The sequence below is a fragment of the Marinobacter sp. genome, assembly GCF_033722735.1.
GTDB lineage: Bacteria > Pseudomonadota > Gammaproteobacteria > Pseudomonadales > Oleiphilaceae > Marinobacter.
The window spans coordinates 100,969-122,364 of record NZ_JAWVYN010000006.1; the positions used below are offsets into that span (position 1 = coordinate 100,969).

Annotated in this window: 17 protein-coding genes; 6 read left to right on the top strand and 11 right to left on the bottom strand. The window is 60.0% G+C overall.

Features of this window, described 5'->3' with window-relative positions:
• Positions 1 to 40 precede the first annotated feature (40 nt).
• Together R3175_RS06565 and R3175_RS06570 are read right to left on the bottom strand one after the other, a co-directional pair.
• The gene (locus R3175_RS06565) at positions 41 to 2,281 is read right to left on the bottom strand and encodes an OsmC domain/YcaO domain-containing protein (RefSeq protein WP_318943073.1); all 2,241 of its coding nucleotides are present in this window, start codon (positions 2,279 to 2,281) and stop codon (positions 41 to 43) included.
• Positions 2,282 to 2,433: 152 nt separating this feature from the next.
• Positions 2,434 to 4,197, bottom strand: coding sequence for a BamA/TamA family outer membrane protein (locus R3175_RS06570; protein WP_318943074.1), 1,764 nt, complete (start codon positions 4,195 to 4,197; stop codon positions 2,434 to 2,436).
• 157 nt (positions 4,198 to 4,354) lie between these two features.
• Between R3175_RS06570 and R3175_RS06575 the strand changes: the two genes are divergently transcribed.
• The gene (locus tag R3175_RS06575; RefSeq protein WP_318943075.1) at positions 4,355 to 5,377 is read left to right on the top strand and encodes a hypothetical protein; all 1,023 of its coding nucleotides are present in this window, start codon (positions 4,355 to 4,357) and stop codon (positions 5,375 to 5,377) included.
• Here R3175_RS06575 and R3175_RS06580 read toward each other — a convergent pair.
• From R3175_RS06580 to R3175_RS06590, 3 genes are all read right to left on the bottom strand, one after another.
• Positions 5,374 to 7,407 carry a CocE/NonD family hydrolase gene (locus R3175_RS06580; protein ID WP_318943076.1) on the bottom strand — a complete coding sequence of 678 codons (2,034 nt, stop codon included), beginning with the start codon at positions 7,405 to 7,407 and terminating at the stop codon, positions 5,374 to 5,376. The genes R3175_RS06575 and R3175_RS06580 overlap by 4 nt on opposite strands.
• Complete coding sequence (locus R3175_RS06585) at positions 7,404 to 8,711, bottom strand: ArgE/DapE family deacylase (protein ID WP_318943077.1); 1,308 nt, start codon at positions 8,709 to 8,711, stop codon at positions 7,404 to 7,406. Before R3175_RS06585 ends, R3175_RS06580 begins: the two co-directional genes overlap by 4 nt.
• Positions 8,712 to 9,011: 300 nt before the next feature.
• Entirely contained in the window at positions 9,012 to 9,494 is a 483-nt protein-coding gene (locus R3175_RS06590; RefSeq protein WP_318943078.1) for an HPP family protein, read from the bottom strand.
• A gap of 100 nt (positions 9,495 to 9,594) precedes the next feature.
• On the opposite strand from R3175_RS06590, the gene R3175_RS06595 reads away from it, so the two are divergent.
• Entirely contained in the window at positions 9,595 to 10,161 is a 567-nt protein-coding gene (locus tag R3175_RS06595) for a TetR/AcrR family transcriptional regulator (RefSeq protein WP_318943079.1), read from the top strand.
• Here R3175_RS06595 and R3175_RS06600 read toward each other — a convergent pair.
• Positions 10,158 to 10,874 (bottom strand): class I SAM-dependent methyltransferase, encoded by a 717-nt coding sequence (locus R3175_RS06600; RefSeq protein WP_318943080.1) that lies wholly within the window; start codon positions 10,872 to 10,874, stop codon positions 10,158 to 10,160. The two genes, R3175_RS06595 and R3175_RS06600, sit on opposite strands and share 4 nt — an antisense overlap.
• A 37-nt stretch (positions 10,875 to 10,911) precedes the next feature.
• A complete protein-coding gene (locus R3175_RS06605) occupies positions 10,912 to 11,289 on the bottom strand; it encodes an MAPEG family protein (protein WP_318943081.1) in 378 nt (125 codons plus the stop codon).
• A gap of 292 nt (positions 11,290 to 11,581) precedes the next feature.
• Between R3175_RS06605 and R3175_RS06610 the strand changes: the two genes are divergently transcribed.
• A complete protein-coding gene (locus R3175_RS06610; RefSeq protein WP_318943082.1) occupies positions 11,582 to 12,802 on the top strand; it encodes a PQQ-dependent sugar dehydrogenase in 1,221 nt (406 codons plus the stop codon).
• A gap of 7 nt (positions 12,803 to 12,809) precedes the next feature.
• Here the strand turns inward: R3175_RS06610 and R3175_RS06615 are convergent, their stop codons facing one another.
• Positions 12,810 to 13,706, bottom strand: a complete 897-nt coding sequence (locus R3175_RS06615) for a LysR family transcriptional regulator (RefSeq protein ID WP_318943083.1) — start codon at positions 13,704 to 13,706, stop codon at positions 12,810 to 12,812.
• A gap of 175 nt (positions 13,707 to 13,881) precedes the next feature.
• Between R3175_RS06615 and R3175_RS06620 the strand changes: the two genes are divergently transcribed.
• Both R3175_RS06620 and R3175_RS06625 read left to right on the top strand, forming a co-directional pair.
• On the top strand, positions 13,882 to 14,178 hold the full coding sequence (locus R3175_RS06620; protein WP_318943084.1) for a hypothetical protein: 297 nt from the start codon (positions 13,882 to 13,884) through the stop codon (positions 14,176 to 14,178).
• A gap of 291 nt (positions 14,179 to 14,469) precedes the next feature.
• A complete protein-coding gene (locus R3175_RS06625; protein WP_318943085.1) occupies positions 14,470 to 15,282 on the top strand; it encodes an alpha/beta hydrolase in 813 nt (270 codons plus the stop codon).
• 104 nt (positions 15,283 to 15,386) lie between these two features.
• On the opposite strand, the gene R3175_RS06630 is transcribed toward R3175_RS06625, so the two are convergent.
• From R3175_RS06630 to R3175_RS06640, 3 genes are all read right to left on the bottom strand, one after another.
• Positions 15,387 to 17,012: an NAD(P)/FAD-dependent oxidoreductase gene (locus R3175_RS06630; protein ID WP_318943086.1), complete on the bottom strand. Its 1,626-nt coding sequence runs from the start codon at positions 17,010 to 17,012 to the stop codon at positions 15,387 to 15,389.
• A 14-nt stretch (positions 17,013 to 17,026) separates the two neighbouring features.
• Positions 17,027 to 17,623, bottom strand: a complete 597-nt coding sequence (locus R3175_RS06635) for a TetR/AcrR family transcriptional regulator (protein ID WP_318943087.1) — start codon at positions 17,621 to 17,623, stop codon at positions 17,027 to 17,029.
• 276 nt (positions 17,624 to 17,899) lie between these two features.
• Positions 17,900 to 19,579: an ABC transporter substrate-binding protein gene (locus R3175_RS06640; RefSeq protein ID WP_318943088.1), complete on the bottom strand. Its 1,680-nt coding sequence runs from the start codon at positions 19,577 to 19,579 to the stop codon at positions 17,900 to 17,902.
• 492 nt (positions 19,580 to 20,071) lie between these two features.
• Between R3175_RS06640 and R3175_RS06645 the strand changes: the two genes are divergently transcribed.
• Positions 20,072 to 21,244 (top strand): porin, encoded by a 1,173-nt coding sequence (locus R3175_RS06645; RefSeq protein ID WP_318943089.1) that lies wholly within the window; start codon positions 20,072 to 20,074, stop codon positions 21,242 to 21,244.
• Positions 21,245 to 21,396: the final 152 nt, after the last annotated feature.

The window sequence follows — 21,396 nt, forward strand, 5'->3', positions numbered from 1 at the left end:
CCTCCTGCTGCCACTCGATCTTGCCGGTGGATACGGTTCGCTAAGGGGCGGCTAATTGGCAACCGTTCCCGGTGTCTGAGCCCGGGGCTTCCTTGGTCTTGCCCCAGCGCGCGGCGCGGGTCGCGTGCAGCTTTTTATAGCTCTCGATCAGCCGCAGGTGCTTGTCCAGGCCCTCGAGCTGCATGTTGGTCGGAGTGAGGCCGTGGAAGCGCACGCTGCCCGCCACCGAGCCCACGACGGCATCCATGGTGTCCTCGCCGAACATGCGGCGAAGGTTGACGATGTAGTCGGCCAGCTCCAGCTCGTCGTCGAGGGTGATTTCCAGCACGGCTCGAACCGCCTGGTAGAACAGCCCCCGCTCCACGGTATTGTCGTTGAACTGCAGGAAGGTTTCGACGAACTCCAGTGCTTCCTCATGCCATTGCAGGGCCAGGCAGATCAGCAGTTTCAGCTCCAGGACGGTCAACTGACCCCAGACGGTGTTCTCATCGAACTCCACGCCGATCAAGGTGATGATGGTCATGTAGTCATCGAGCTGGCTGGCTTCCAGGCGTTCCACCAGATCGGCCAGCTGCTCGTCATCCAAGGCATGGAGGTTGAGAATGTCTTCCCGATAATCCAGGGCGACGTTGGTGTTATCCTCAATCAGTTCCTCCACCGGGTACACCTCGGAGTAGCCCGGCACGAGGATTCGGCACACCGGCGCCCCCAGCTCTTCGTAGGTGGCCATGTACACCTCCTTGCCCAGGTCTTCGAGAATCCCGAACAGGGTGGCTGCTTCTTCTTCGTTACTGCCGGAGAAGTCCCATTCACAGAACTCGACATCGGCTTTGGCGCTGAAGAAGCGCCAGGACACCACGCCGGTGGAATCGATGAAGTGCTCCACAAAGTTGTTGGGCTCGGATACCGCCAGGCTGTTGAAGGTGGGTGCCGGCACATCGTTCAGGCCCTCGAAACTGCGGCCCTGCAGCAGCTCGGTCAGGCTACGCTCCAGCGCCACCTCGAAGCTGGGGTGCGCGCCAAAGGAGGCGAACACACCGCCGGTGCGCGGGTTCATCAGGGTCGCGCACATCACCGGGAAGTGGCCACCCAGGGAGGCGTCCTTGACCAGCACCGGGAATCCCTGTTTCTCCAGTGCCTCGATGCCTTCCACGATGCTGGGGTATTTGGCGAGCACGGCCTGGGGCACGTCCGGCAGCGCAATCTCTTCTTCGATGATCTGCTTCTTCACCGCCCGCTCGAAGATCTCCGACAGGCACTGCACCTGGGCCTCGAACAGAGTGTTGCCCGCGCTCATGCCGTTGCTGAGGTACAGGTTCTCGATCAGGTTGGAGGGGAAGTACGCTACCTCGCCGTCGGACTGGCGTACGAAGGGCAGGGCGCAGATCCCGCGGTCGACCCGACCGGAGTTGGTGTCGATCAGGTGGGAGCCGCCCAGGTCGCCGTCCGGATTGTAGATGGCCAGGCAGTGGTCATCCAGAATGCCCTCGGGCAGCTCGTCATTGGGGCCGGGTTGGAACCATTGTTCGTTGGGGTAGTGGACGAACTCGCTGTTGGCGATCTCCTCGCCAAAATACTGGTCGTTGTAGAAGAAGTTGCAGTTCAGCCGTTCGATGAACTCGCCCAGCGCCGAGCACAATGCGCTCTCCTTGGTGGCGCCCTTGCCGTTGGTGAAGCACATGGGGGAGGCGGCATCGCGAATGTGCAGCGACCACACGTGGGGCACGATGTTGCGCCAGGAGGCGATCTCAATCTTCATGCCCAGCTCTTCCAGGATGCCGGTCATGTTGGCGATGGTCTGCTCCAGTGGCAGGTCCTTGCCCTCGATGAAGGTGCGGTGTTCGGCATCGGGCTCGACCATCAACAGGGCCTGGGCGTCCTCGTCCAGGTTCTCGACGGTCTCGATCTCGAACTGGGGGCCGGTCTGTACCACCTTCTTCACGGTGCAGCGGTCGATGGCGCGCAGAATGCCCTGTCGATCCTTGTCGGAGATGTCCTCCGGCAGCTCCACCTGGATCCTGAAGATCTGGTTGTAGCGATTCTCCGGGTCAACGATGTTGTTCTGTGACAGGCGGATGTTGTGGGTGGGAATGTCCCGGGCCTTGCAGTACACCCGCACAAAGTAGGCCGCACACAGTGCCGACGACGCCAGGAAGTAATCGAACGGACTGGGCGCCGAGCCATCGCCCTTGTAGCGAATGGGCTGGTCGGTGATGACGGTGAAGTCGTCAAACTTGGCTTCCAGTCGGAGGTTGTCGAGAAAGTTGACGTTGATTTCCATTGGGGGGACTACCGGGTTTTGAGAATTGGGCAGGCTAACGAGCCGAGGCGAACTATTATCCAGTTTTTACCGCCGTTCGTCTCGGCAGTGGCGAGAAAATTAAGGGCCGGTCTGTCCCCGATCCAGCCACATGGTGTGTGAGCAGAAATCGACTAGAACCGCGACCCACCCCTAAGCAGCACCTGTACCTGGTCAATGCTGTCATCGCCATCCAGAGGGAAGGCCACGTCCAGGTGCAGCATGGTCTGGACTTCGATCCGGCTCGATCCCAGCCTTATCCCAAGACCAACGTCTCTAAGTATCCCGTCATCCGGACCACTGTTCCGGCCGTCATGAAACCAGGCTCGTCCCGCCTCCACGAACAGCAGGCCGCCCACTCGGAACAGCTTGAAGGGGTGCCAGTCCGGAAAATACCGCCGTTCCAGTGTCCAGATCGCTCGCCGGTTACCCTGTTGGTATTCGCTTGGATAGCCCCGTAGGCCGGTGTCTCCGCCAATCAACAGCTGCTGGTCTGCGGTCAGGTTGTGCGCTGCGGTAAAAGAGAGGTTGGTGTACCAGCGTTTCGAGCGCACCGCACCGCCATAGAAGTAGTCCAGGCTGAGCGTTCCCTGCAGGTTTTCGAAACGGTGTTCATCGAGCCGGTAAGTACCGCTCTGGCTCAGGCCGTAGCTGGTGTAACTGGCGTCGGTGGCCAGCAGCGCATCGCGGAAATCCGTGGCCAGAACTATGCGGTCCTCTGTGGCGCCGAGTCCGCGGGACGAATAGCCCAGCTCGGTTCGCCACACCATGCCATCCCGCACGTCCTCAACTCGCTGCAGTCGGGTCAGGTTCGCCATTTCAACGAACCGGTTCTCGCGGTAATCGAAGCCAAGCCACGGGTAGCTCAGGGTGCGGTTGTCTGGCAGCACGTCCAGAGCCGGCTCGTCCGGCAGGCGTTCAAATTCCAGCGCCTCGTAGCGGTAGCCGGCAAGCAAACGCAATTTGCGAACACCGCGCTCCGCCAGTCGCCTACCCACATCGATGCTTGCGGCTTGTTGGTTGCGGCGGTAATCCGCGATGGCCTTAGCACCGACAAAACGGGATTGCTCTCGAACGTCGTCCACGCCACTGAGGCCAACACGCCAGAGGGTGCGTTCGCTGTAGAAGGGGTGCTCGAGGTAGCCACTGTACCCGTGTCCGTCGCTGCGGTTTGCGTAGGCAAAGCCGGTTCGCCAGTGGGAGCCCATAACATTGGGGTCATCGAAATTGACTCCGGTCTCGGTCCGGTCCGGTCCCCGCGCGTGGGAGACCCCCAGGCTCTTGCCGGAACCAAACACGTTAGGATCGGAGAGTCCGGCGCTGGTGGTGTTCTCACCGCCGGCCCGTGAAGCTCCGGCGCTGGGCAGCAGTGTCCAGGTATCACGCACCAGCACACTCACCTCGACGTCATTTTCGCAGACCCGGGTCACACCGACCCAGGCGGCCGCCAGGTATTCGCGCTGACGGAGAATGCGCTCAGATTCTGAGATCAGGTCCGGCTGATAGAGATCGCCCTCGTCAAATATCAACTGGGCACGCAGGGCAGATTCCCAGGTGGGGGTATTGAGCGTGTTCAGTGCCCGGTACAGCACGTTGTCCTGCTCCGGGTCGGAGATGTCGAAGATGGGCCGGCGAACGATACGAACCCACCCGATTCGGGCGCCCTCCGGAATCAACAGGTCACCCTGGCGTTGCAGCTGATCCCGGGGCTGGTCCAGGTCAATGGCCTCCGGCTGGACTTCGCTGCTGATGCACTCGCCAGGGTAAGGCTGTGCTCCCGCCTCCGGACTGGACAGGGCGGTTGTCGAAGCAAAAAGGGCGTAACCGAAGGCCTTCAAGGCGCAGTAAGTCCGTCGTACTTTGGTACCTGGCTGTTCGATCATCGTGGTGGGGGGCATGGAATGGCCCCGGCGAGTAAGAGGCTCAGTATGTTCTGTGCGTTGTTCAACTATAGCGCCGGTAATCGCGTGCGTCAGATACAATAGAGATATCCTGGTGTTCCAATCCGATGAATGTGGCGCCCGGCGTCGCAGCCGACGACGAGGAGTGACAGCTATGGAACCGAAGAGCACCCTGACCATCGCCGTCCTCACTGGTGATGCGAGCCTGCCGAACGAGTATGGCCTGGATGGTCGCTTCAGCCGGGAAGAGGTTGCCGCCGTCGAGCGTGTCCTTGAATCACTCGAGGCGTTGGAGGGGTATGAGGTCCGGCATTTCGGCGATCATCGCCGACTGATCGATGACCTGCGCGAGCACTCCCCGGACCTGGCCCTGAATTTCTGCGATACGGGATATCTCAACCGGCTGAGCAACGAGCCCAACGTTCCGGCCCTGCTGGAACTGCTCGATATCCCCTACACCGGTGCCGCCCCCGCTGCCATGCACCGGTGTAATGACAAGGCCATGGTGCGGTTGCTGGCTGCGGCGAATGGCATTCCGGTGCCCAATGAAACGCTCATCGACCTGCGGGCGGATCCGCTGACCCGGCCCGAACTCTACCCGGCCATCATCAAGCCCAACGCGGGCTGCGGCAGCCTGGGCATTACGCCGGATTGTGTGGTGCACAATGCCGCCGAAGCAGAGGCCTACCTCTTACGCCTAGCCACCGAGTCGCAATGGCTACGGGCCCTGAGCCAGGATTTCCTGACCGGTCCGGAGTATACCATGGGGTTGGTCGGCAATCCGGGGCAGGGGTTGATCATTCTGCCACCGCTGGAGATCGACTACAGCCGGCTGGACCCGACTCTCCCCCCCATTCTGACTTACGGTTCGAAGGCGGACCCGGAGTCCAGCTACTGGCAGGACCTGCGTTTTCAGCGGGCCGCTCTTGATGAGGAAACCTATGCAAAGATGGCGGAGCACAGTGTCTGGCTCTTTGAACGGCTTGGCCTGAGGGACTATGCCCGCATCGATTACCGGTGTGGCGGGGACGGTGTTCCCAGGTTGCTGGACGCCAACTTCAATCCCACCTGGCACTACGATGGCAAGATGGCGATCATGGCTGAGTGGGCGGGCTACTCCTATGGCGATCTGCTGGGCATGGTGCTTGATGCCGCTCGAGTGCGTTATGGCCTCTAGAGCAGGTTGCGTGGCAGGCGCTCGTCCCAGTGGCGACTGGCAATGAGCGCTTCACCTTCGTAGGCGTCCAACGTTGCCTTGATGTGGAAGGACGATGCGTCCGCGGTGAGATCGGTGTGGCATTCCATGCGTACCGACCAGTCGCCCCGTTTCATCAGCGTCTGCTGTTCGATTTGCGCATGGGCTGAGTGCGGGTTTTGCTCGTTAATCCGGAAGACTCGCCGTATTGTGTACCCGATGGTCAGATCGATGTCGTCCAGTCGGGCCACGGCGGCACCGCCAAAGTCGCCACCGTCGCTGAAGGTGGTGTACACGGTTTCATCGGTGGTCAGGTCCAGTTCCACCAGGCGGTGGGAGGGCGCCCATTCCAGCGGGGTGGTGTCAGGCCGGGGACCGCGTTCAGGAGGCTCGAAGTCGGGCAGCTCTCTGTCCTCGGAACGGGACGGTCGGATGGGCAGGTGGAGTTCGCTGACCGATGTGTAAACCGTGAGCTCGACCGGCTCCGGCGGTGGCCATAACATCGGCCAGTAGCAGGTCGAGATGGCGACCCGAAGGGTATGCCCGGAACGGAAGCGGTAGGCGATATCGTTGAGTCGCACCGTTACCCGGTAACGGTTGCCGGGCACCAGCGGCTGGGGGAACTCGTGGCTGTCGCGGTGGGTGAGATTAAGCACTCCGTAACTGACCCGGCCGGAGGCCCCGTCCGGTGCGACGTCGTTGAGTCGCACCACCACGTAAGCCACCGGTCGATCCGCCGCGAGTTCCAGTTCGACCGCCGGCGCTCCGAGTATGTCCAGCGCTTTTGCTAGTGGGTCCGAATCGAACACCAATGATCGGCCGTCGTCCTCGCGTTGGTCCAGGGGGGCGTCGCCGGCCGTGCCGAAACCGTAGAAATCACCGCCTTTCAGCCCCGTCGTCTGGGGGGAGCGCACCCGCATGGCATCCTCCGGGTCGGGCGTGTCGCCCAGCGACAGAACATTGAGATACCAGCGTTGCCAGTGGATTCGCGGCGACGGCCAACTCTCTTCGGCAACCCAGTGGCCCGGCTTGTCCTCCACATAGGGGGCGGGCTCTGTCCAGTGCTCCATCCAGGCCCGAAACGGTGGTTCGTCCATGATGCCGTTGTCCCGCCCCTTGAGCCAGTAGTCCCACCAACGAACAGCTTCCTGGAAAAAACCAATCCGCGGACCCGGAACCGCTGCATGGGGAAAGGCATGGGGCCAGGGCCCAATCAGGGCCTTGCAGGGAGCCCTCAGGCCTGCCAACAACCGCGCCACCGCATTCACATAGCCGTCCGCCCAGCCCCCGACTGCATAGACGGCGCACTCGATCGCCCCGTAATCCTCACAGACCGAGCCGTGTTTCCAGTAGCTGTCTCGATGGGGGTGTTGCATCCACAGCTTCGGGAAGAGCCGGTTGTTGCGGATGCGGTCCAGCCAACGCTCGCGCCAGGATTCGCCCGCGATTTCCGGATCGGGGGGATAGGCATTCAGCAGGAAAAACGCCGAGCCCCAGGTCAGGTTTTCATTGAGCAGGCAGCCGCCCTTGTAATGGGCATCGTCGGCATAGCGATCGTCGGTGGAGCACATGGTGATAATCGCCTTGAGCGCGGCCGGACGTCGTGCGGCGACCTGGAGCGAGTTGAAACCGGCCCAGGACAGGCCGATCATGCCCACCTTGCCATCGCACCAGGGCTGCTGCGTGAGCCATTCAATGGCATCGATGGCATCGTCCTGCTCCTGGGCGAGGTATTCGTCCCGCAAGAGACCTTCCGAATCCCCCGTGCCCCGCACGTCCAGCCGTACGCCGATGTAACCGTGGCCGGCGAAGTAGTGGTGCAGGGGTTCGTCCCGCAATCGGGTGAAATCCCGCTTGCGATAAGGCATGTACTCCAGGATGGCCGGCACCGGGTTCTGTTCCGCGTCCTCCGGCATCCAGACACGGGCAGCCAGGCGGACACCGTCCCGCATCGGAATCCAGGCGTTTTCAATGACCCTGACCGGTTCGGGGAAGGTTTCAACAACCCTCATTGGGTCATTCCTCCAGAATCCTTATGCATCCGGAGTTCGTCCCTGTCCGTCTCCAGCAACCACTCGGTGACCTTCACCAGGGTACGTGCCACCCGATAGGTGGCTTCCAGAGACACCGATTCGTTGGGAGCATGGGCCAGCTCAATTTCCCCAGGTCCGTAGACCACGGTGGGTACATTGGCCAGACGCACCCAGCCGGCCATGTCGCATCCGTAGGGGGCGGCGGCAATTCGGGTTTCCTTGCGGAACTCCTCCTCGGCGGCCTCGGCCAGCAAGGTGACCAGCGGGTGATCCTGTCGGATCTCCGCGGAGCCAAACCCAGACGCCAGCGGCTGGATCTGAGGCGGATGCTGGCTGAGCCAGGGGTCATCCTTGACGTGGTCCAGAATGGCGTTCCGAAAGCCGTCGATCGCCTGCTCGATGGACTCATCCAGTGTCACGCCAAGACGTACCTCCGCTTCCAGGGAATCCATTACCGACGAGGCCCACAATCCGCCACGGATGGTACCGATGTTGGTGGCATAGGGCAGCTTGTGCACCTTCATCAATGGATGGGTTTCCCGTTGGTTCATCGCGCGTTCATGCTCGCGCATGGCCTGGTAGACGGTGATGAAATGATCCAGGGCGCTTTCTCCCTGAAGCCGCTTGCTGGCATGGGCCGACCGGCCGGGCACCTGAAGCTTGAGCCAGGCGGCGCCAGCGTGGGCGATCACCAGCTCTGGCACCCCATCGGCACCGGTGGTCGGCTCGGGAATGATGGCGACATCGGCATCCCAGCCACCGCGAATGGCGGCCAGGGTCCCCAGACCGCTGTCTTCTTCCGCCGGCACCGCGGCCAGGATCAGCCGCCCCGGAAAATTGCGCCCGCTCTCGGCGAACGCCTCGAACACCGCCATCGCCGCCGCCAGCCCGGCCTTCATGTCGGAAGCACCGCAGCCAAAAATCCGGTCGCCCCGCATCACACCCGAGAACGGCTCATCGCTCCAGTGTGCGTAGTCACCCGGGGGCACCACATCCACGTGCCCGGTCAACAGCACGGACGGGCCTGGCTGCTCCCCCCGCAAGACGCCCACCACCACCGGCGCCCAGGCACGCTCCACCCCATGCCCGGGATAGTGCTTGTCGCGCTGCAGGGCGGCAATGCCGTCGTTCCAGTAATCGATTTCGGCGTCGAACTGCTGCAGCCAGTTGGCGATGTGGGAGATGATCGCATCCTCTTGCCCGGTGATGGACGGAATGCGGATAAGCGAGACGAGGTTCTCGCGAATGCGGTCAATATCGATAAAGGACGTACGCCGGACCATAGTGGCAGCCCTCTCTAGTCGGCATGGGCAGTGAACGGACCTATTCAATGCGACTTCGGGTACCTGTATTCAGTATAAAAACCCATTCCGGAAAACGCCAAAGTGAGGGGTTGTGGGAATGGGTTACAAGGTCGGTCCGACCGAATCTGGCTTCTGGTGTCGATGGCGTCGGCCACCCCGGCGTCTTCTACCTCATTGCCGGCAGAACGCCGATCATGGTTGGTAGTCCCAGTGGCGCTTCGAAAGGTGGTTCAACTGGCTTTGCGGAACCCGAACGGTTGTGCCCCGGGATTGCTCGTTTCAGTACCATCGCTGGGGATAACGGTGTCCCGAGATCAGGTTGTGATAGAGCAGCCCAAACCCAACAATCAGCAAGGCGCCAATCGCTACCGGCATGAGCAGAAAGTCCCAATGCTCACCGGCCAGCATCACCACCAGGGGGTTGGCCCCCGCTGGTGGATGGGTTGTGTTGGTGAGCAGCATCAAGGCCACGGCCAGTCCGACCGCCAACCCCATTGACCAGGCATTCACCCCAATCAGCGAAGCGATCACCAGGCCAATGGTCGTCGTTAACAGGTGGCCCACGATGATGTTCCTGGGTTGAGCCAGGGGACTTGCGGGCAGCCCGAACAGGATGACCATCGTGGCGCCAAACGGAGCCATCAACCAGACCATGGATGGCTCCATGGCACTCAAACTGCTCAGCGCGGTGATGCACAACATTGCTCCCATGCCGGCCACTAGCGGGGGGAAATAACGGGAATTCGTCCATGGCTTTAACATGCTGGGTCTCCTTAAGTAGACAGAACGGTCTACTTAAAGTAGACAGATTGGTCTACTTCTGTCAACATGGGATTGAATGAATCCGGCGGGAGGAGTGACGATGGACAAGCGGGAACAGCTGGTCCGGGCGGCATTCAGGTTGTTCTATGAGCAAGGCATCCATGCAGTGGGCATTAACCTGGTGCTACAGGAAACCGGTATTGCCAAGAAAACCCTCTATCACCACTTTTCCGGTAAGGAGGCCCTGGTTGCCGCTGCCATCCGTCATCGCGACGACACCTATTTGGCGTGGCTTAGTCAACGCCTGGGTTCTGTTCCTTCTGGCGAGTCGGCCATCCTCGAACTGTTCAACGCCCTGGATGACTGGTTCCATGACCGGGTCCCGGAAATTGATCACTTTCGGGGGTGTTTCTTTATCAACGCCAGCGCAGAGTATGGTGACCGTAACAGCGCCATTCACCAGGCCTGTGCTGAGCACAAAGCGAAGGTCGCGGAGCTGATTCGTAGCCACGTCGAGGCAATGTCTGTGTCAGAGGAGAGGGTAGAGGATCTGGCCCGTTTAATCGTACTGCTGAAAGAAGGTGCCATCTCGGTGGCGCATGTACAGGGCAACCTGGACGCGGCGAGGGAGGCAGGAAAGAGTTTGCAAGGGCTGTTGGGTGGTTAGCCGTGTGGGGATATCAGATGGGGGGCCCGATCGGATGATTGATCCGAACGGGTGGCCTCAAAGATGACAGACATCCTTGCGCCGGTGTTGGGGTGGCGGGGCTCGGTAACTTTCAGGTGGGTGAAACCCGCTTGTGATAAAAGTTCTTCCCAGCTTCCTAGCGTCCTGAAGTACCAGGGAGCCGGCTCAACAAAGCCTCCGCCAATACCACGCCAGTCACCTTTCCTCCAACCATCCACATAGGTTTCTGGGGTGCTTGCCTCAACCGGGTGCAGGGTTTGAATAATCAGTGTCCCGGCCGTCGCCAGTATGTGTGGCGAGTGCTCGATAACCCGTTCCACCGATTCTTTCCCCAGCAGGGAAAAGTTGCACACCACAGCATCGAATTCCCCAGTAAAAGACTCCGCTCCAAACAGTTCGTAGGGGAGGTGCAGAAACCTACCTCCGGATTTTTCTACGCACTCGGAAAACTCGGGCACAGCATCAATACCGGTGCAGTCTATGCCGAAAGCTGAAAGCGCTCGTATCAGCCATCCCTCGCCGCAACCCACATCAAGCACAGTTTTTGGGTTGCCCCTCATCACCGCCGTCACGATGGCGTTGTCGGTAACGTCCACCCGCGAAGAGATCGCTGAGTTCCTGATTGCATTAATCCAGGGGATGGCATTCTTACGCCAGGATTCAATGATCGCTTCATCGGAGAACCCGTCCATCTTCCGTTACCCCCTATCTCACCTTTGTGTGAAGGCGTTATGCCACCGACGTTACAAGTACCAGCAAACAGGCAACCACCTCAGCAAAGTATGTTAAAGCCGCCGTCATCTGACGTAACCGGAATTTTGAACTTAACATGCTGTAGCTATGCAGGAACCTGATCGCCAGAAAGCCAAAAGCCAGAGAGGAAAAAAGAAGAGAGGACAGAGATTGGGAATCGAGGAAAAACAGTAACAACGAAAATGGAACGATGTGCTCCAGGGTATTCATGTGGGCCCGGATTGCCTTGATCAGTTTCCTGTTGCCGCCGTCCCCATTCGCAATTTTTTCTGATATGCGTAGCCGGGAAATATTCATGGCCAACAGAACAATCAGTAGTATGGCGAGGGCCAGGTAAATTCCATATATGTTCATAATTCCCCGTACATTGAGTGTATTAACGCAATTCTGGACAGCTCCGGCATTATGTCTGCTTCCCCAGAAAAACCGCAACCCAGCGCAGGCCGGCCACAATGAACGAGGGTGTGACGGGGTAAGGCCTTGCGGTGGCTCTGGCCGTTCCTGTGAACAGGCGGCCGGTATTGACCAATGGCTAGCTCACCGAGTTCGAATCATGGTCAGACACCATGGGTGAACAAAGCGAACCTCAGCACTCATCAAGCTAGTGATCTATGCTTAAGTCCTCTGCCAGAGGAGGACGGGGCCCATGCGACGATGCCTGCTTCTGCTGGTCTGGCTGGCGGTCAGTGGCTGTGATGGTGGCTTCCTTTTTATCAGCTTCGGCGATCAATCGGACGATGACGATTGTCCGGGGTCGCTTCAGGTAAAGCTCACTGCGTTTGCCCCGAACTTTACCTTCAACGCTCCGCTGCTCATGCTGCCCCATCCCTCCTTAGCGGAGGTGTTCTATGTGGTCGAGCAGGGCGGCCGCATCCACCGCCTCGACCTGATCACCGACAGCCGCAGCGAGCTGGTCGACCTGACCGACCATTACTCCCTCAGTGGCTGCAATGAGTGCGGGCTGCTGGGAATGACCTTCGATCCGAATTTCGCGGCCAACGGCCTCCTGTACCTGTCGTTTACCGAGCAAACCGAGAGTGGCATGGTCTCGTTCGTGAGCCGTTTCGAGTCCGCCGACAATGGCCGGCGCCTGCGGGAAAGTGGTGCCGGTGAGCTGCTGCGGATGGATCTGGTGGAACAGCCCCAGCCCTTTGCCAACCACAACGGCGGTCATATCACCTTCGGTCCCGATGGCCTGTTGTACGTCGGGCTGGGGGATGGCGGCTCCGCCAATGACCCTGGCAACCGGGCCCAGTCGCTGTCGACCCGGCTGGGCAAGATGCTGCGCATCAACGCCGATGGTAGCCCCGCCAACAACGGCATTCCGGGAGCCCTGCCGGAGATTTACGCCTACGGCCTGCGCAATCCCTGGCGCTGGAGTTTCGACCGGGCCACCGGCGTATTGTGGGCCGGCGATGTGGGCCAGAACCGGTTCGAAGAGGTGGACCGGATTTCCCGGGGGGGTAACTATGGCTGGCGATGCTTCGAGGGCTTTCATCGAACCAGCAACGGATGTGACGATCCGGGGCCGTTCATTGATCCCGTTGCCGAGTACGACCACGGCGAGGGCAGCGCGGTCACCGGAGGGTATGTCTATCGGGGCAGTGAAATTCCCGGTCTGCAGGGCGCTTACCTGTTCTCGGATTTCGGCTCCGGAACCCTCTGGGCCCTGGAGCCCCAGTCTGATGGCAGCTACCGGCGCCGTACCTTGCTGGAAAGCGGCCGCAATGTGGCCTCGTTCGCCGAAGACAATGCTGGGGAGCTATACCTGATTACCTTCACCGGCCTGTTCCGGATCGATCCGGCGGATTCGAGCGACGGCTGTATCCGCTTCAGTAGCGCCGCTCGACTGTCACAGGGTGGATGAGCGGGAGCTAATCGCGCCTGAATGCGTCCACCACATAACCGGCGAGGGCTTCACTGGCGGGGCCGGCTCCTTCCCGGCGGATCAGCGCGATACGGGAGTGGCCCAGGGGCGGCAGGTCCGTAGTCTGGTCGAGCCGGCGTAAAGGGGGCCGAATCAGGCTCAGTGGGAAAGGGGCGATGGCCAGGTCCGCGATCATTGCGGCTTCCTGACCGGTGCAGTTTTCGCTTGTATAGGCTATCCGGTAGGGAATGTTGGCCCGATCCAGTGCGGTCAGCGCCATGGCGCGCCAGGCACAGCCGTGACTGGCGAGGGCCACCGGCAGAGGCGAGCGCTGAACTGCAATGCCGCCCTCGCGTCCGGCCCATACCAGGGGCTCTGAATGGACGAGGTCGCCCCGGCCAGGTTCGAGGCCATCGCTACCCTCGGAAACCAATACCAGGTCCAACTCATCACGGTCGATACGAGCCTGCATCTCCACACTGCGGCCGACGACCACATCCACCTGCACGGCGGGATGGGTCCGGGCGAACTGGGCAAGGATGCCGGGCAGGATGCGGGTACCGATATCATCCGGCATGCCGAAGCGGACCGTTCCTTCCACCGGGGGCGTCAGAAACTGTGCCACCGCTTCCTCATTCAGTTTGAGCAGCCGCCGCCCGAAGCTCAGCAGCACTTCACCTTCCGGGGTCAGCCTGACCTTGCGGGTCTCCCTCACAAACAGGCTCTGGCCCAAGGTTTCCTCCAGTCGTTTGATCTGCATGCTGAGTGCCGCAGGGGTGCGGTATACCTGCTCGGCTGCGCGGGTAAAACTGCCGTGCTCGGCTATGGCGACAAAGGTACGCAGAACGTCGGTGTCCAGCAGTGGCAGGCTGGTTGGAATCGGCGTCGATGTCGTGAGGGCCATGCTGTGTCTCCCAGATCACCGTTCAGAAAATATTAAAGTAGAGTTTAGATTTATTAGTTTGATTAAACAATGCGCAGGGCAACATACTGTAATCCGAGGTCGCGACACTCACCCATCAAACCTTATTAACCAGGAGAGCCGCCCATTCCGGCGGCTAACCGGAGGAGATGTCGTCATGGCTAACACAGACCATCCGAAAAATACAGATCATCCGAACAATGCCTACCCTGAGTTCCTGATGCCGGCCATGCCCCCTTTGGGGTTGATTACGGCCCTTGAAACCCGGGTCAGACACTGGCGCAACCGACGCCTGCTGCGCCGTTTGCTGGAATACGAAGACTTCCTGCTGGAGGACATCGGACACCGCCGGTCAGACCTGCTGAGGGCAAGCCGACTGCCGCTGCGAGTTGATGCCGTTGCGAAGCTGATTGAATGGCGGGAGCAGCGGTCGAAAGGTGGGAGGAATTCCTGAGCGCGACTTGATGGCACGGAACATGGGGGAAGTATCCCCCACTGTTTCGGTTACTTCGGGGGTCAGTCCTGCGTTCTGCCCTCGAGAGTTTTCTTGCTTTCCTGGCAAGGGCAGGGCAAATGGCAAGACTTGGCCCGTTACCGTTGTCAGCGTGGAGGTTGGCGGGTCTTCTACTATGTTATCAGTGAAATTAAGTTATCAGTGAAACTACGTTAACAGAGACGTTGGTTTCTCCCTCTTTGCACATCGAATCCGACAACAATGAAAACAACGCTCTAAAAGGAATTTTCTATGCGCATCCTGGTCCCTTTTCTGTCCCTCCTGCTGCTGGTCAGCGGTGTCGCAAGGGCCGAATACGCCAACATCAATGGCATCGATATGTACTACGAAATCCACGGTGAAGGGACGCCCCTGGTGATGCTGCACGGCGGTTACACGGATTCCGATGTGTGGACCATTGAAACCGGGATTCTGGCCAGCGCGTTTCAGGTGATCGAGATCGACAGTCGCGGTCATGGCCGTTCAACCGATGGTGATGGGCCAATCACCTATGAGCTGATGGCCGACGACACGTTGAAGCTGTTGGATGAGTTGGGCATTTCCAATGCCCACTTTGCCGGTTGGAGTGATGGGGCGGTGATTGCCGCTCAGATAGCCGCCTTTCACCCGGAACGGGTGAACAGATTGGTGCTGATCGGCGCTGCATTTGGGGGGGACACCTATGTGCCGCTATTTTCTTCTGTCCTGGGCAATGAGCTCCTCTTCAAAACCTTCGCCGACACCACCTTTGGCATGAAGTATAAAGCCATTAACCCTGAACCCGAGCATTGGCCGGTATTCAGGGACAAGCTCTACGCACTCTGGCGGACCGATTGCTATTTGCCCGTTAACCCCGAGTACTGCCTGGAGCCACTGGAAAGCATCAACGCGCCGACATTGGTCATGGTCGGCAAGCAGGAAATCATCCGCTTCGATCACACCAAGGCTATCGTGGAGGCCATTCCAGACGCAGAACTGGAAGTGGTGTACCTGGCGGGGCACTTCCTGCCTGAGACCAGGCCCTTTACGACGGCCTACAAGATCTGGGAGTTCATTCAGTACTGATTGAGAGAGGCCTGAACCGGACCGTTTTGCCGCCGGGCCCTGGCTTTCCCTTTAAGGCGGAAGGCGAAAGTCAGGGCCTGCACCGGAATGTCGGCTTCCCGGCCCTAACCCACAAACATCCGCTTCGCCAGGGGCAAGCCCTTTAGCCCACTGACGGCAACGGTGGTCAGCAGCCCGCCAATCATGGCGCCCACCACCCCGCAGGTCATCACGTCCTGCCCCGTCAGGTACAGACCGGGGATGCGGGTTTTCGGTTTCAGCCAGTCTTGCTCGAATCGCTTCGGCGTGTGGTCCAGGCCGTAGATTTCACCGTGCTCGTAGCGGCAGAAGTAGTCCGTGGACAGCGGCGTGGACAGCTCGTAGTAGTCCACCTTGTCGCGAACCTGCGGCATCTTTTCATAGAGCTTCTCCAGCAGTCTCTGGGCATAGGCTTCTTTCTTGGCCTCGTAGTCGTCGCCCCGTTTGCCCCAGGGTTTGTCAGCCCAGGCCTGGTACCATTCGAAGGGGCCGGGCGCGACGATCTCGATGGTGGCCCGGCCGGGATACCGCTCTGCGAAGCTCGGGTCCTTGGCGCTGGGGAAGGAGGTGTAGGTCAGCGGAATGTCGGTGTGATCCGGGTCGTCCAGGAAGCGTTGCACCTGGCCTTCGTAATCCGGGCCGGGATAGATCCACAGGTTGGTCTTTGGCAGTTCCAGGTTCTCGGCAGTGTCCTCAATGCCCACGTACAGGCAGACGCTGGCCATGGAGCGTTTTACGTGTTGTAGCTTCTGCTGGTAGTAGTCGCGATGCGGGGCATTGGCCGGCAGCAGTTTGCCAAAGGTGTTGAACACGCCGGCGTTGCTGATCACCAGCGGTGCCCGCACCTCTTCACCGTCTTTCATACGGACGCCGACGGCTTTGCCATCGTCGATCAGGATGTCGGTAACGTCGGCGTAGGTGAAGACTTCTCCGCCGCTTTGCTGAACCACCGGGATGATGGTCTTGGCCATTTCCGACGCCCCGCCGATGGGGTAGTAGCCGCCGTACAGGTAATGGCGGGCGATCAGGGCGTGGATGATGAAGCTGGATTCCGCCGGGGGCAGGCCGTTGTCGCCCCACTGGCCGGCGAGCACGGCGATCAGTTCCTGGTTGTCGGTCAGGCCTTCCAGCACCTCCCGGGTGGTGCGGTTCAGGAATTCCGGGGCCTTGCGCTTGGCCAGTGCTCGGAAGGGGCCGGACAGCAGGTTAGGCAGGACCTTTCCGAGTACGATGCCGGGCATGGCGTTGGACACCTGCTTGAGGTAGCCCAGGTAAGTGTCGATGGCCTGTGCCTCACCGGGAAACGCCGCCTTCAATTCGGCGCTAAAGGCCTCCGGGCCGGCCACCAGGTCGACGTGCTTGTCACCCAGGAAAATACGGTCGTAATGGGCGTCCATCGGCGCCCAACTGAGCTGGCCGTCGGTAATGTGGTCAAACAGTCGCTTGCCAAGGGTGTGATCGGCGCCCATATCGCCGATGTAGTGCACACCCACATCCCACTCGTAGCCGTTGCGGTCGTAACTGTGGGTGAAACCACCGGCGGTGTAGTGCTGTTCGAACACCACCACCTTCCTCCCCAGTTTGCTCAGACAGGCCGCGGCGGTCAGGCCGCCGATGCCGGAGCCGATGACGATGGCGTCGTAAGGGCCGTCCAGGCGGTTGGCCCGGTAGCGGCGGCCGACTCGGATGGTGCTGGGTTTGGGGCTGCTCATGGGATGGATTCCTCTTATTGGGGTTGTTGTCGGGAGCCGTCTAGGAGAAGTGTGAGAACACCTTCGGCCAACGCAGGTTCGATGTCGCCACCGGGCAGATGGCCGTCGATGGTCAGTTCGGAGAGCCCGTGCACCAGCGACCAGGCGGTAGCCATCATCAGTGGTAAGGGCAGGGGCTTGAGATAGCCCACGCTCTGGCCCATTGCGACGGTTTCCTCCAGCACCCGAAACGCCTCGAGCCCGGCTTGGTCCAGTCGCGGGTGAGCGCCCCGGGGCAGTATCCGGCCGCCGAACATCAGCCGGTACAGATTGGGTTCGTCCTCGGCGAAAGCAACATATTCCAGCCCGATATGCAGCAGCGCGTGGCGGGGATCGGCCTGATCCACCCGCCGCAACCGGTCCCTCAACCACTGGAACCCGGTAATCGCCACTTCGGCCAGCAGGCTTTCCCGGTCCGTAAAATGGCGATAGAGCGCTGGCGCGCTGACGCCGATGCGTTTGGCGATGGCGCGCAGGCTGATGGCGGTGTCACCCTCCGCCCGCAGGGTATCCAACGCCAGTTGGAGGACCTCCTGGGGAAGGTCGCCGTGGTGGTAGGCCGGTCGGGACATGGTGTACCTGATACTCTCCAAAGTTATCGGTGTTAACAAAGTTAACGTAGATAACATCATGGACAGGGAGGGGTGTCAATGAAAAAAGAATGCCGAGAAGTGGGCCGGCCACGTCCTGATTCCCTGGACGACCAGGCAGGGGTCGCACATCGGACCATGGCCATGGGGACGTGTCGTGGTCTCCAGCGGTGCTGCCGGCGTGGGCTACACGGTCCTCAAGCGCCCACCGGCCGAGACACCGGCCCAGGGGGGCATGCCGAGTGAGCGGGAATGGCTCTAGTGCGCCATTTCCCACTCCCGCAACAGCGCCTCGTAGCGAATGGTTTCCCCTTGGGGCTTCTCGTTGGCCAGTTTCGGCTTGGGAGCGCCTGGTTGGTTCAGCCACCATTCCGCTCCCCGGGCCTGATCATTCGGCAGGATCCGGGGGCCACAGGTGCGCATGGTGAAGTTTCGCTCCATCACCGCCATGGCCCGATCCTGACTCTCCGCCAGGTGGTCCAGTGCCTGCTGGGGCGTGCTTTCTCCGGTAATGGCGTCGGCAATATTGGGCCACCAGAGTTTGGCCAGCTTGGGGTAGTCGGGCACGTTGATACCGGTGGGCGACCAGGCCTCACGGGCAGGGCTGCGGTAGAATTCCACCAGGCCCCCAAGCCTGGGAGCCAGCTGCTGCATCTCGGGCGAATCAAGATCCGATTGCCGGATCGGGGTTAACCCCACCAGGGTTTTCTGCAGTGACACGGCCTTGGCCACGGTGAACTGGGCGTAGAGCCAGGCGGCTTTTTGCTGCTCGTCGCTCATGGCTTTGGGAATGGTCCAGGCACCCACGTCCTGATAGCCCAGTTTCATGCCTTCGGACCAATAGGCGCCGTGGGGAGAGGGAGCCATGCGCCACTTCGGTGTACCATCGTCGTGAACCACCGGCAGTCCCGGTTGGGTCATATCCGAGGTGAAGGCGGTATACCAGAAAATCTGCTGGGCCACCTGGCCCTGGGCCGGCACTGGACCTGCCTCGGAGAAGCTCATGGAGCTGGCTTCGGGGGGAGCGAAGTCGTTCAACCAGTCGATGTACTTGCTTAGGGCGTAGACCGCTGCCGGACCATTGACGGCACCGCCACGGGCCACCGACGACCCGACCGGGTGGCAACCCTCCATACGGATACCCCATTCGTCCACCGGCAGGCCATTAGGCGAGCCCTTGTCGCCGGCGCCGGCCATGGAGAACCAGGCGTCGGTGAATCGCCAACCCAGGGACGGATCGCGTTTGCCGTAGTCCATATGCCCATACACTCGTTCACCATCAATTTCCCTGACGTGAACGCTGAAAAACTCGGCAATGTCTTCATAGGCGGACCAGTTCAATGGTACGCCCAGCTCATAGCCATAGATCTCCCTGAATCGTGACCGGAGTTCCGGCCGCTGGAACCAGTCATAGCGAAACCAGTAGAGGTTGGCAAATTGCTGGTCCGGCAACTGGTAGAGCTTGCCGTCCGGACCGGTGACGAAGCTCAGGCCAATAAAGTCCTCCAGATCCAGGGTGGGCAAGGTAAAGGCCTCGCCGGGGCCCTCCATATAGTCGCTCAGCGCCAATGCCCAGCCGGTGCGAGTGTGGGTGCCGATCATATCCGAGTCATTGACGAAGGCGTCGTACTGGCCCTTGGCGGCCATGATTCGCTGCAGGTTGATCCGGCGGATGACCTCCCCCTCGGATTTCAGGTCATGGGTGACCTTGATGCCGGTAATGTCAGTGAACGCCCTGGCGAGTACCTCTGACTCATATTGGTGAGTAGCCAGCTGTTCCGACAGGACGGAGATTTCCCGTCCCTGCAAAGGCCTGGCGGCCAGTGCAAACCAGGCCAGTTCCTCGGCCTGCTGTTCGGGGCTCAGTGTGGATGCGGGGAAGGCTGTGTCAATCCAGTGCAGAATCCTGTCCTGTTCTTCGATCGAAAGAGCATCCATGTACTCCGCGCTGGATCCAGCAGAAGCCACTCCAAGCAGGAGCAGGGTGACTGTTCGTTGCCAGATCGTCATAGGGCACCTTTTTGTTTTTTTGCTATGTGGTTGCTGTGCTTGCCTTGGTCATTGTTAGAAAGCAAGCCTTACTGATGATAGTTTTCGCTTAAATGTTCGTCAACGAACGCGCGCAATTAGTTGGCAAATGATGCCAAAGTCCAATAAAAACAATGATAAAACGGTATCTTTGGTGTTTTTTGGTCGCTGACTCGCCAAAAAAATGTGGTTATTAGGGTTCTAAAGCTTCCAAAATGTTCCTTTGCGAGCTAAATTTGGGGAATGCGAACGTTCTCTTTGTACTCTGTTGAGCATGAAGAGTGTTCGCGTAGTCGACGAGGTGTGCATTCTTATGTTTATGCAAGGTGCTGAAATTAAATGGGAATTATGTGAGTGCGCAACTCTCGCAATGCAGGTCACAAACAAAAACAGGAAGCTACCATGATCGATAACAACAAAGCCGAGAACAACAAACAGACTTTTCATCGCAAGGCTCCCCTGGCCGTTGCCATGGCACTCATTGCCGGAAGTATCGCCGCCCCCGCGTCCGCTGAAGTATCTTTTGAATCCGCCAGTGGCTGGACCTTCGGCGTTAATGGACATATTCCCGTTTTCGCCCTGGTAAGCGATAACGACAACCTGGAAGAGGATGCGTTTCGCATCACCACCGGTTTCAACCCAGCGACCGCCCAATTTAATATTCATGCACCGACCCAGAGTGGTATCGATGTGTCTGGTCACTTCCAGCTGAACAGCCATCTCTCGGGTGCGGATGGCGTTCAGAACTCCGGTTTTGGGCGGGTGGATTTCGGCCGCCAGTCCGGTGTCGAGAGCCGGGTAGCCGAACTGGCGGTAGCCGGCGACTTCGGCACCCTGAACATCGGTAAGGGCTTTGGCGTCTTTGGTGTACCCGCCATTGGCGACAATGGCAGCGCCCTGGGTGTTGGTCTGTTCAGCCCGAATCAGGGTGATGCGACAGCGGGGCGTATCGGTAACGGTTACTTCTATGCCAACTTCAACCCTCGGGTGATCTACACCACACCCAGCATGGGCGGGCTGCAGTTCAAGGTTGGTCTGTTCCAGCCGGAGAAGCCGAAAGACGGCACTGCGGTTGATGCCACCGTGGGTACCGAAAGCCCTCGGGTGGAAGCCAGTGTGGTCTGGTCGAGCGACTTGCTCTCATTCTGGTCCAGCGGTTTTACCCAGGCGGTAGATGTGAACGATCCCGCCGTTGATGATTTCACCATGTCCGGTGTGGACGTCGGAGGTGCTGTTTCGGCGGGCGGTTTTGGCGTTCGAGCCAACTACTCCATGACCCAGGGTACCGGTAACTTCGTGGTTGGTGGCCATGGCGTGGCCGGTGGCGCCCAGGAAGAGGATGCCGATCAGTGGTACATTGAGGGTACGTACGACTTCAACCGCACCACGTTGGGGGGCAGTTATGGCGAAGGCTCGGACGACCTGACTGACGTGGATACCGATCTGGCCATGTTGTTTGCCCGTTACCGGGCGACCGACGCCTGGACGGTGATGGTGGAGCTGCAGGACTTTTCCAGCGACGCACCTGACTCCGACTACAGTGCCTTAATCCTGGGATCGCAGTTTACCTTCTGAGTAACCGGGTAGAAGAGGGGCCGGGTGCACGCAGTGTCCGGCCTTTTTTCGTTTTCAATTTTTTGGAAAAGTGAGGGGAGGCAGCAAAAACCGCTTACCGGGGGGGACTGACTGCTGAGGATACAAAAAGGCTCCGGGCGGAAAACCGGCCG

Excerpts from the sequence above, each read along its gene's own strand:
- R3175_RS06610 (WP_318943082.1), top strand. The coding sequence starts at position 11,582 with ATGCGACGATGCCTGCTTCTGCTGGTCTGGCTGGCGGTCAGTGGCTGT.
- R3175_RS06640 (WP_318943088.1), bottom strand. The coding sequence starts at position 19,579 with ATGGATGCTCTTTCGATCGAAGAACAGGACAGGATTCTGCACTGGATT.
- R3175_RS06630 (WP_318943086.1), bottom strand. The coding sequence starts at position 17,012 with ATGAGCAGCCCCAAACCCAGCACCATCCGAGTCGGCCGCCGCTACCGG.
- R3175_RS06590 (WP_318943078.1), bottom strand. The coding sequence starts at position 9,494 with ATGTTAAAGCCATGGACGAATTCCCGTTATTTCCCCCCGCTAGTGGCC.
- R3175_RS06625 (WP_318943085.1), top strand. The coding sequence starts at position 14,470 with ATGCGCATCCTGGTCCCTTTTCTGTCCCTCCTGCTGCTGGTCAGCGGT.
- R3175_RS06575 (WP_318943075.1), top strand. The coding sequence starts at position 4,355 with ATGGAACCGAAGAGCACCCTGACCATCGCCGTCCTCACTGGTGATGCG.
- R3175_RS06645 (WP_318943089.1), top strand. The coding sequence starts at position 20,072 with ATGATCGATAACAACAAAGCCGAGAACAACAAACAGACTTTTCATCGC.
- R3175_RS06595 (WP_318943079.1), top strand. The coding sequence starts at position 9,595 with ATGGACAAGCGGGAACAGCTGGTCCGGGCGGCATTCAGGTTGTTCTAT.
- R3175_RS06620 (WP_318943084.1), top strand. The coding sequence starts at position 13,882 with ATGGCTAACACAGACCATCCGAAAAATACAGATCATCCGAACAATGCC.
- R3175_RS06605 (WP_318943081.1), bottom strand. The coding sequence starts at position 11,289 with ATGAACATATATGGAATTTACCTGGCCCTCGCCATACTACTGATTGTT.
- R3175_RS06615 (WP_318943083.1), bottom strand. The coding sequence starts at position 13,706 with ATGGCCCTCACGACATCGACGCCGATTCCAACCAGCCTGCCACTGCTG.
- R3175_RS06635 (WP_318943087.1), bottom strand. The coding sequence starts at position 17,623 with ATGTCCCGACCGGCCTACCACCACGGCGACCTTCCCCAGGAGGTCCTC.
- R3175_RS06585 (WP_318943077.1), bottom strand. The coding sequence starts at position 8,711 with ATGGTCCGGCGTACGTCCTTTATCGATATTGACCGCATTCGCGAGAAC.
- R3175_RS06570 (WP_318943074.1), bottom strand. The coding sequence starts at position 4,197 with ATGCCCCCCACCACGATGATCGAACAGCCAGGTACCAAAGTACGACGG.
- R3175_RS06580 (WP_318943076.1), bottom strand. The coding sequence starts at position 7,407 with ATGAGGGTTGTTGAAACCTTCCCCGAACCGGTCAGGGTCATTGAAAAC.
- R3175_RS06600 (WP_318943080.1), bottom strand. The coding sequence starts at position 10,874 with ATGGACGGGTTCTCCGATGAAGCGATCATTGAATCCTGGCGTAAGAAT.
- R3175_RS06565 (WP_318943073.1), bottom strand. The coding sequence starts at position 2,281 with ATGGAAATCAACGTCAACTTTCTCGACAACCTCCGACTGGAAGCCAAG.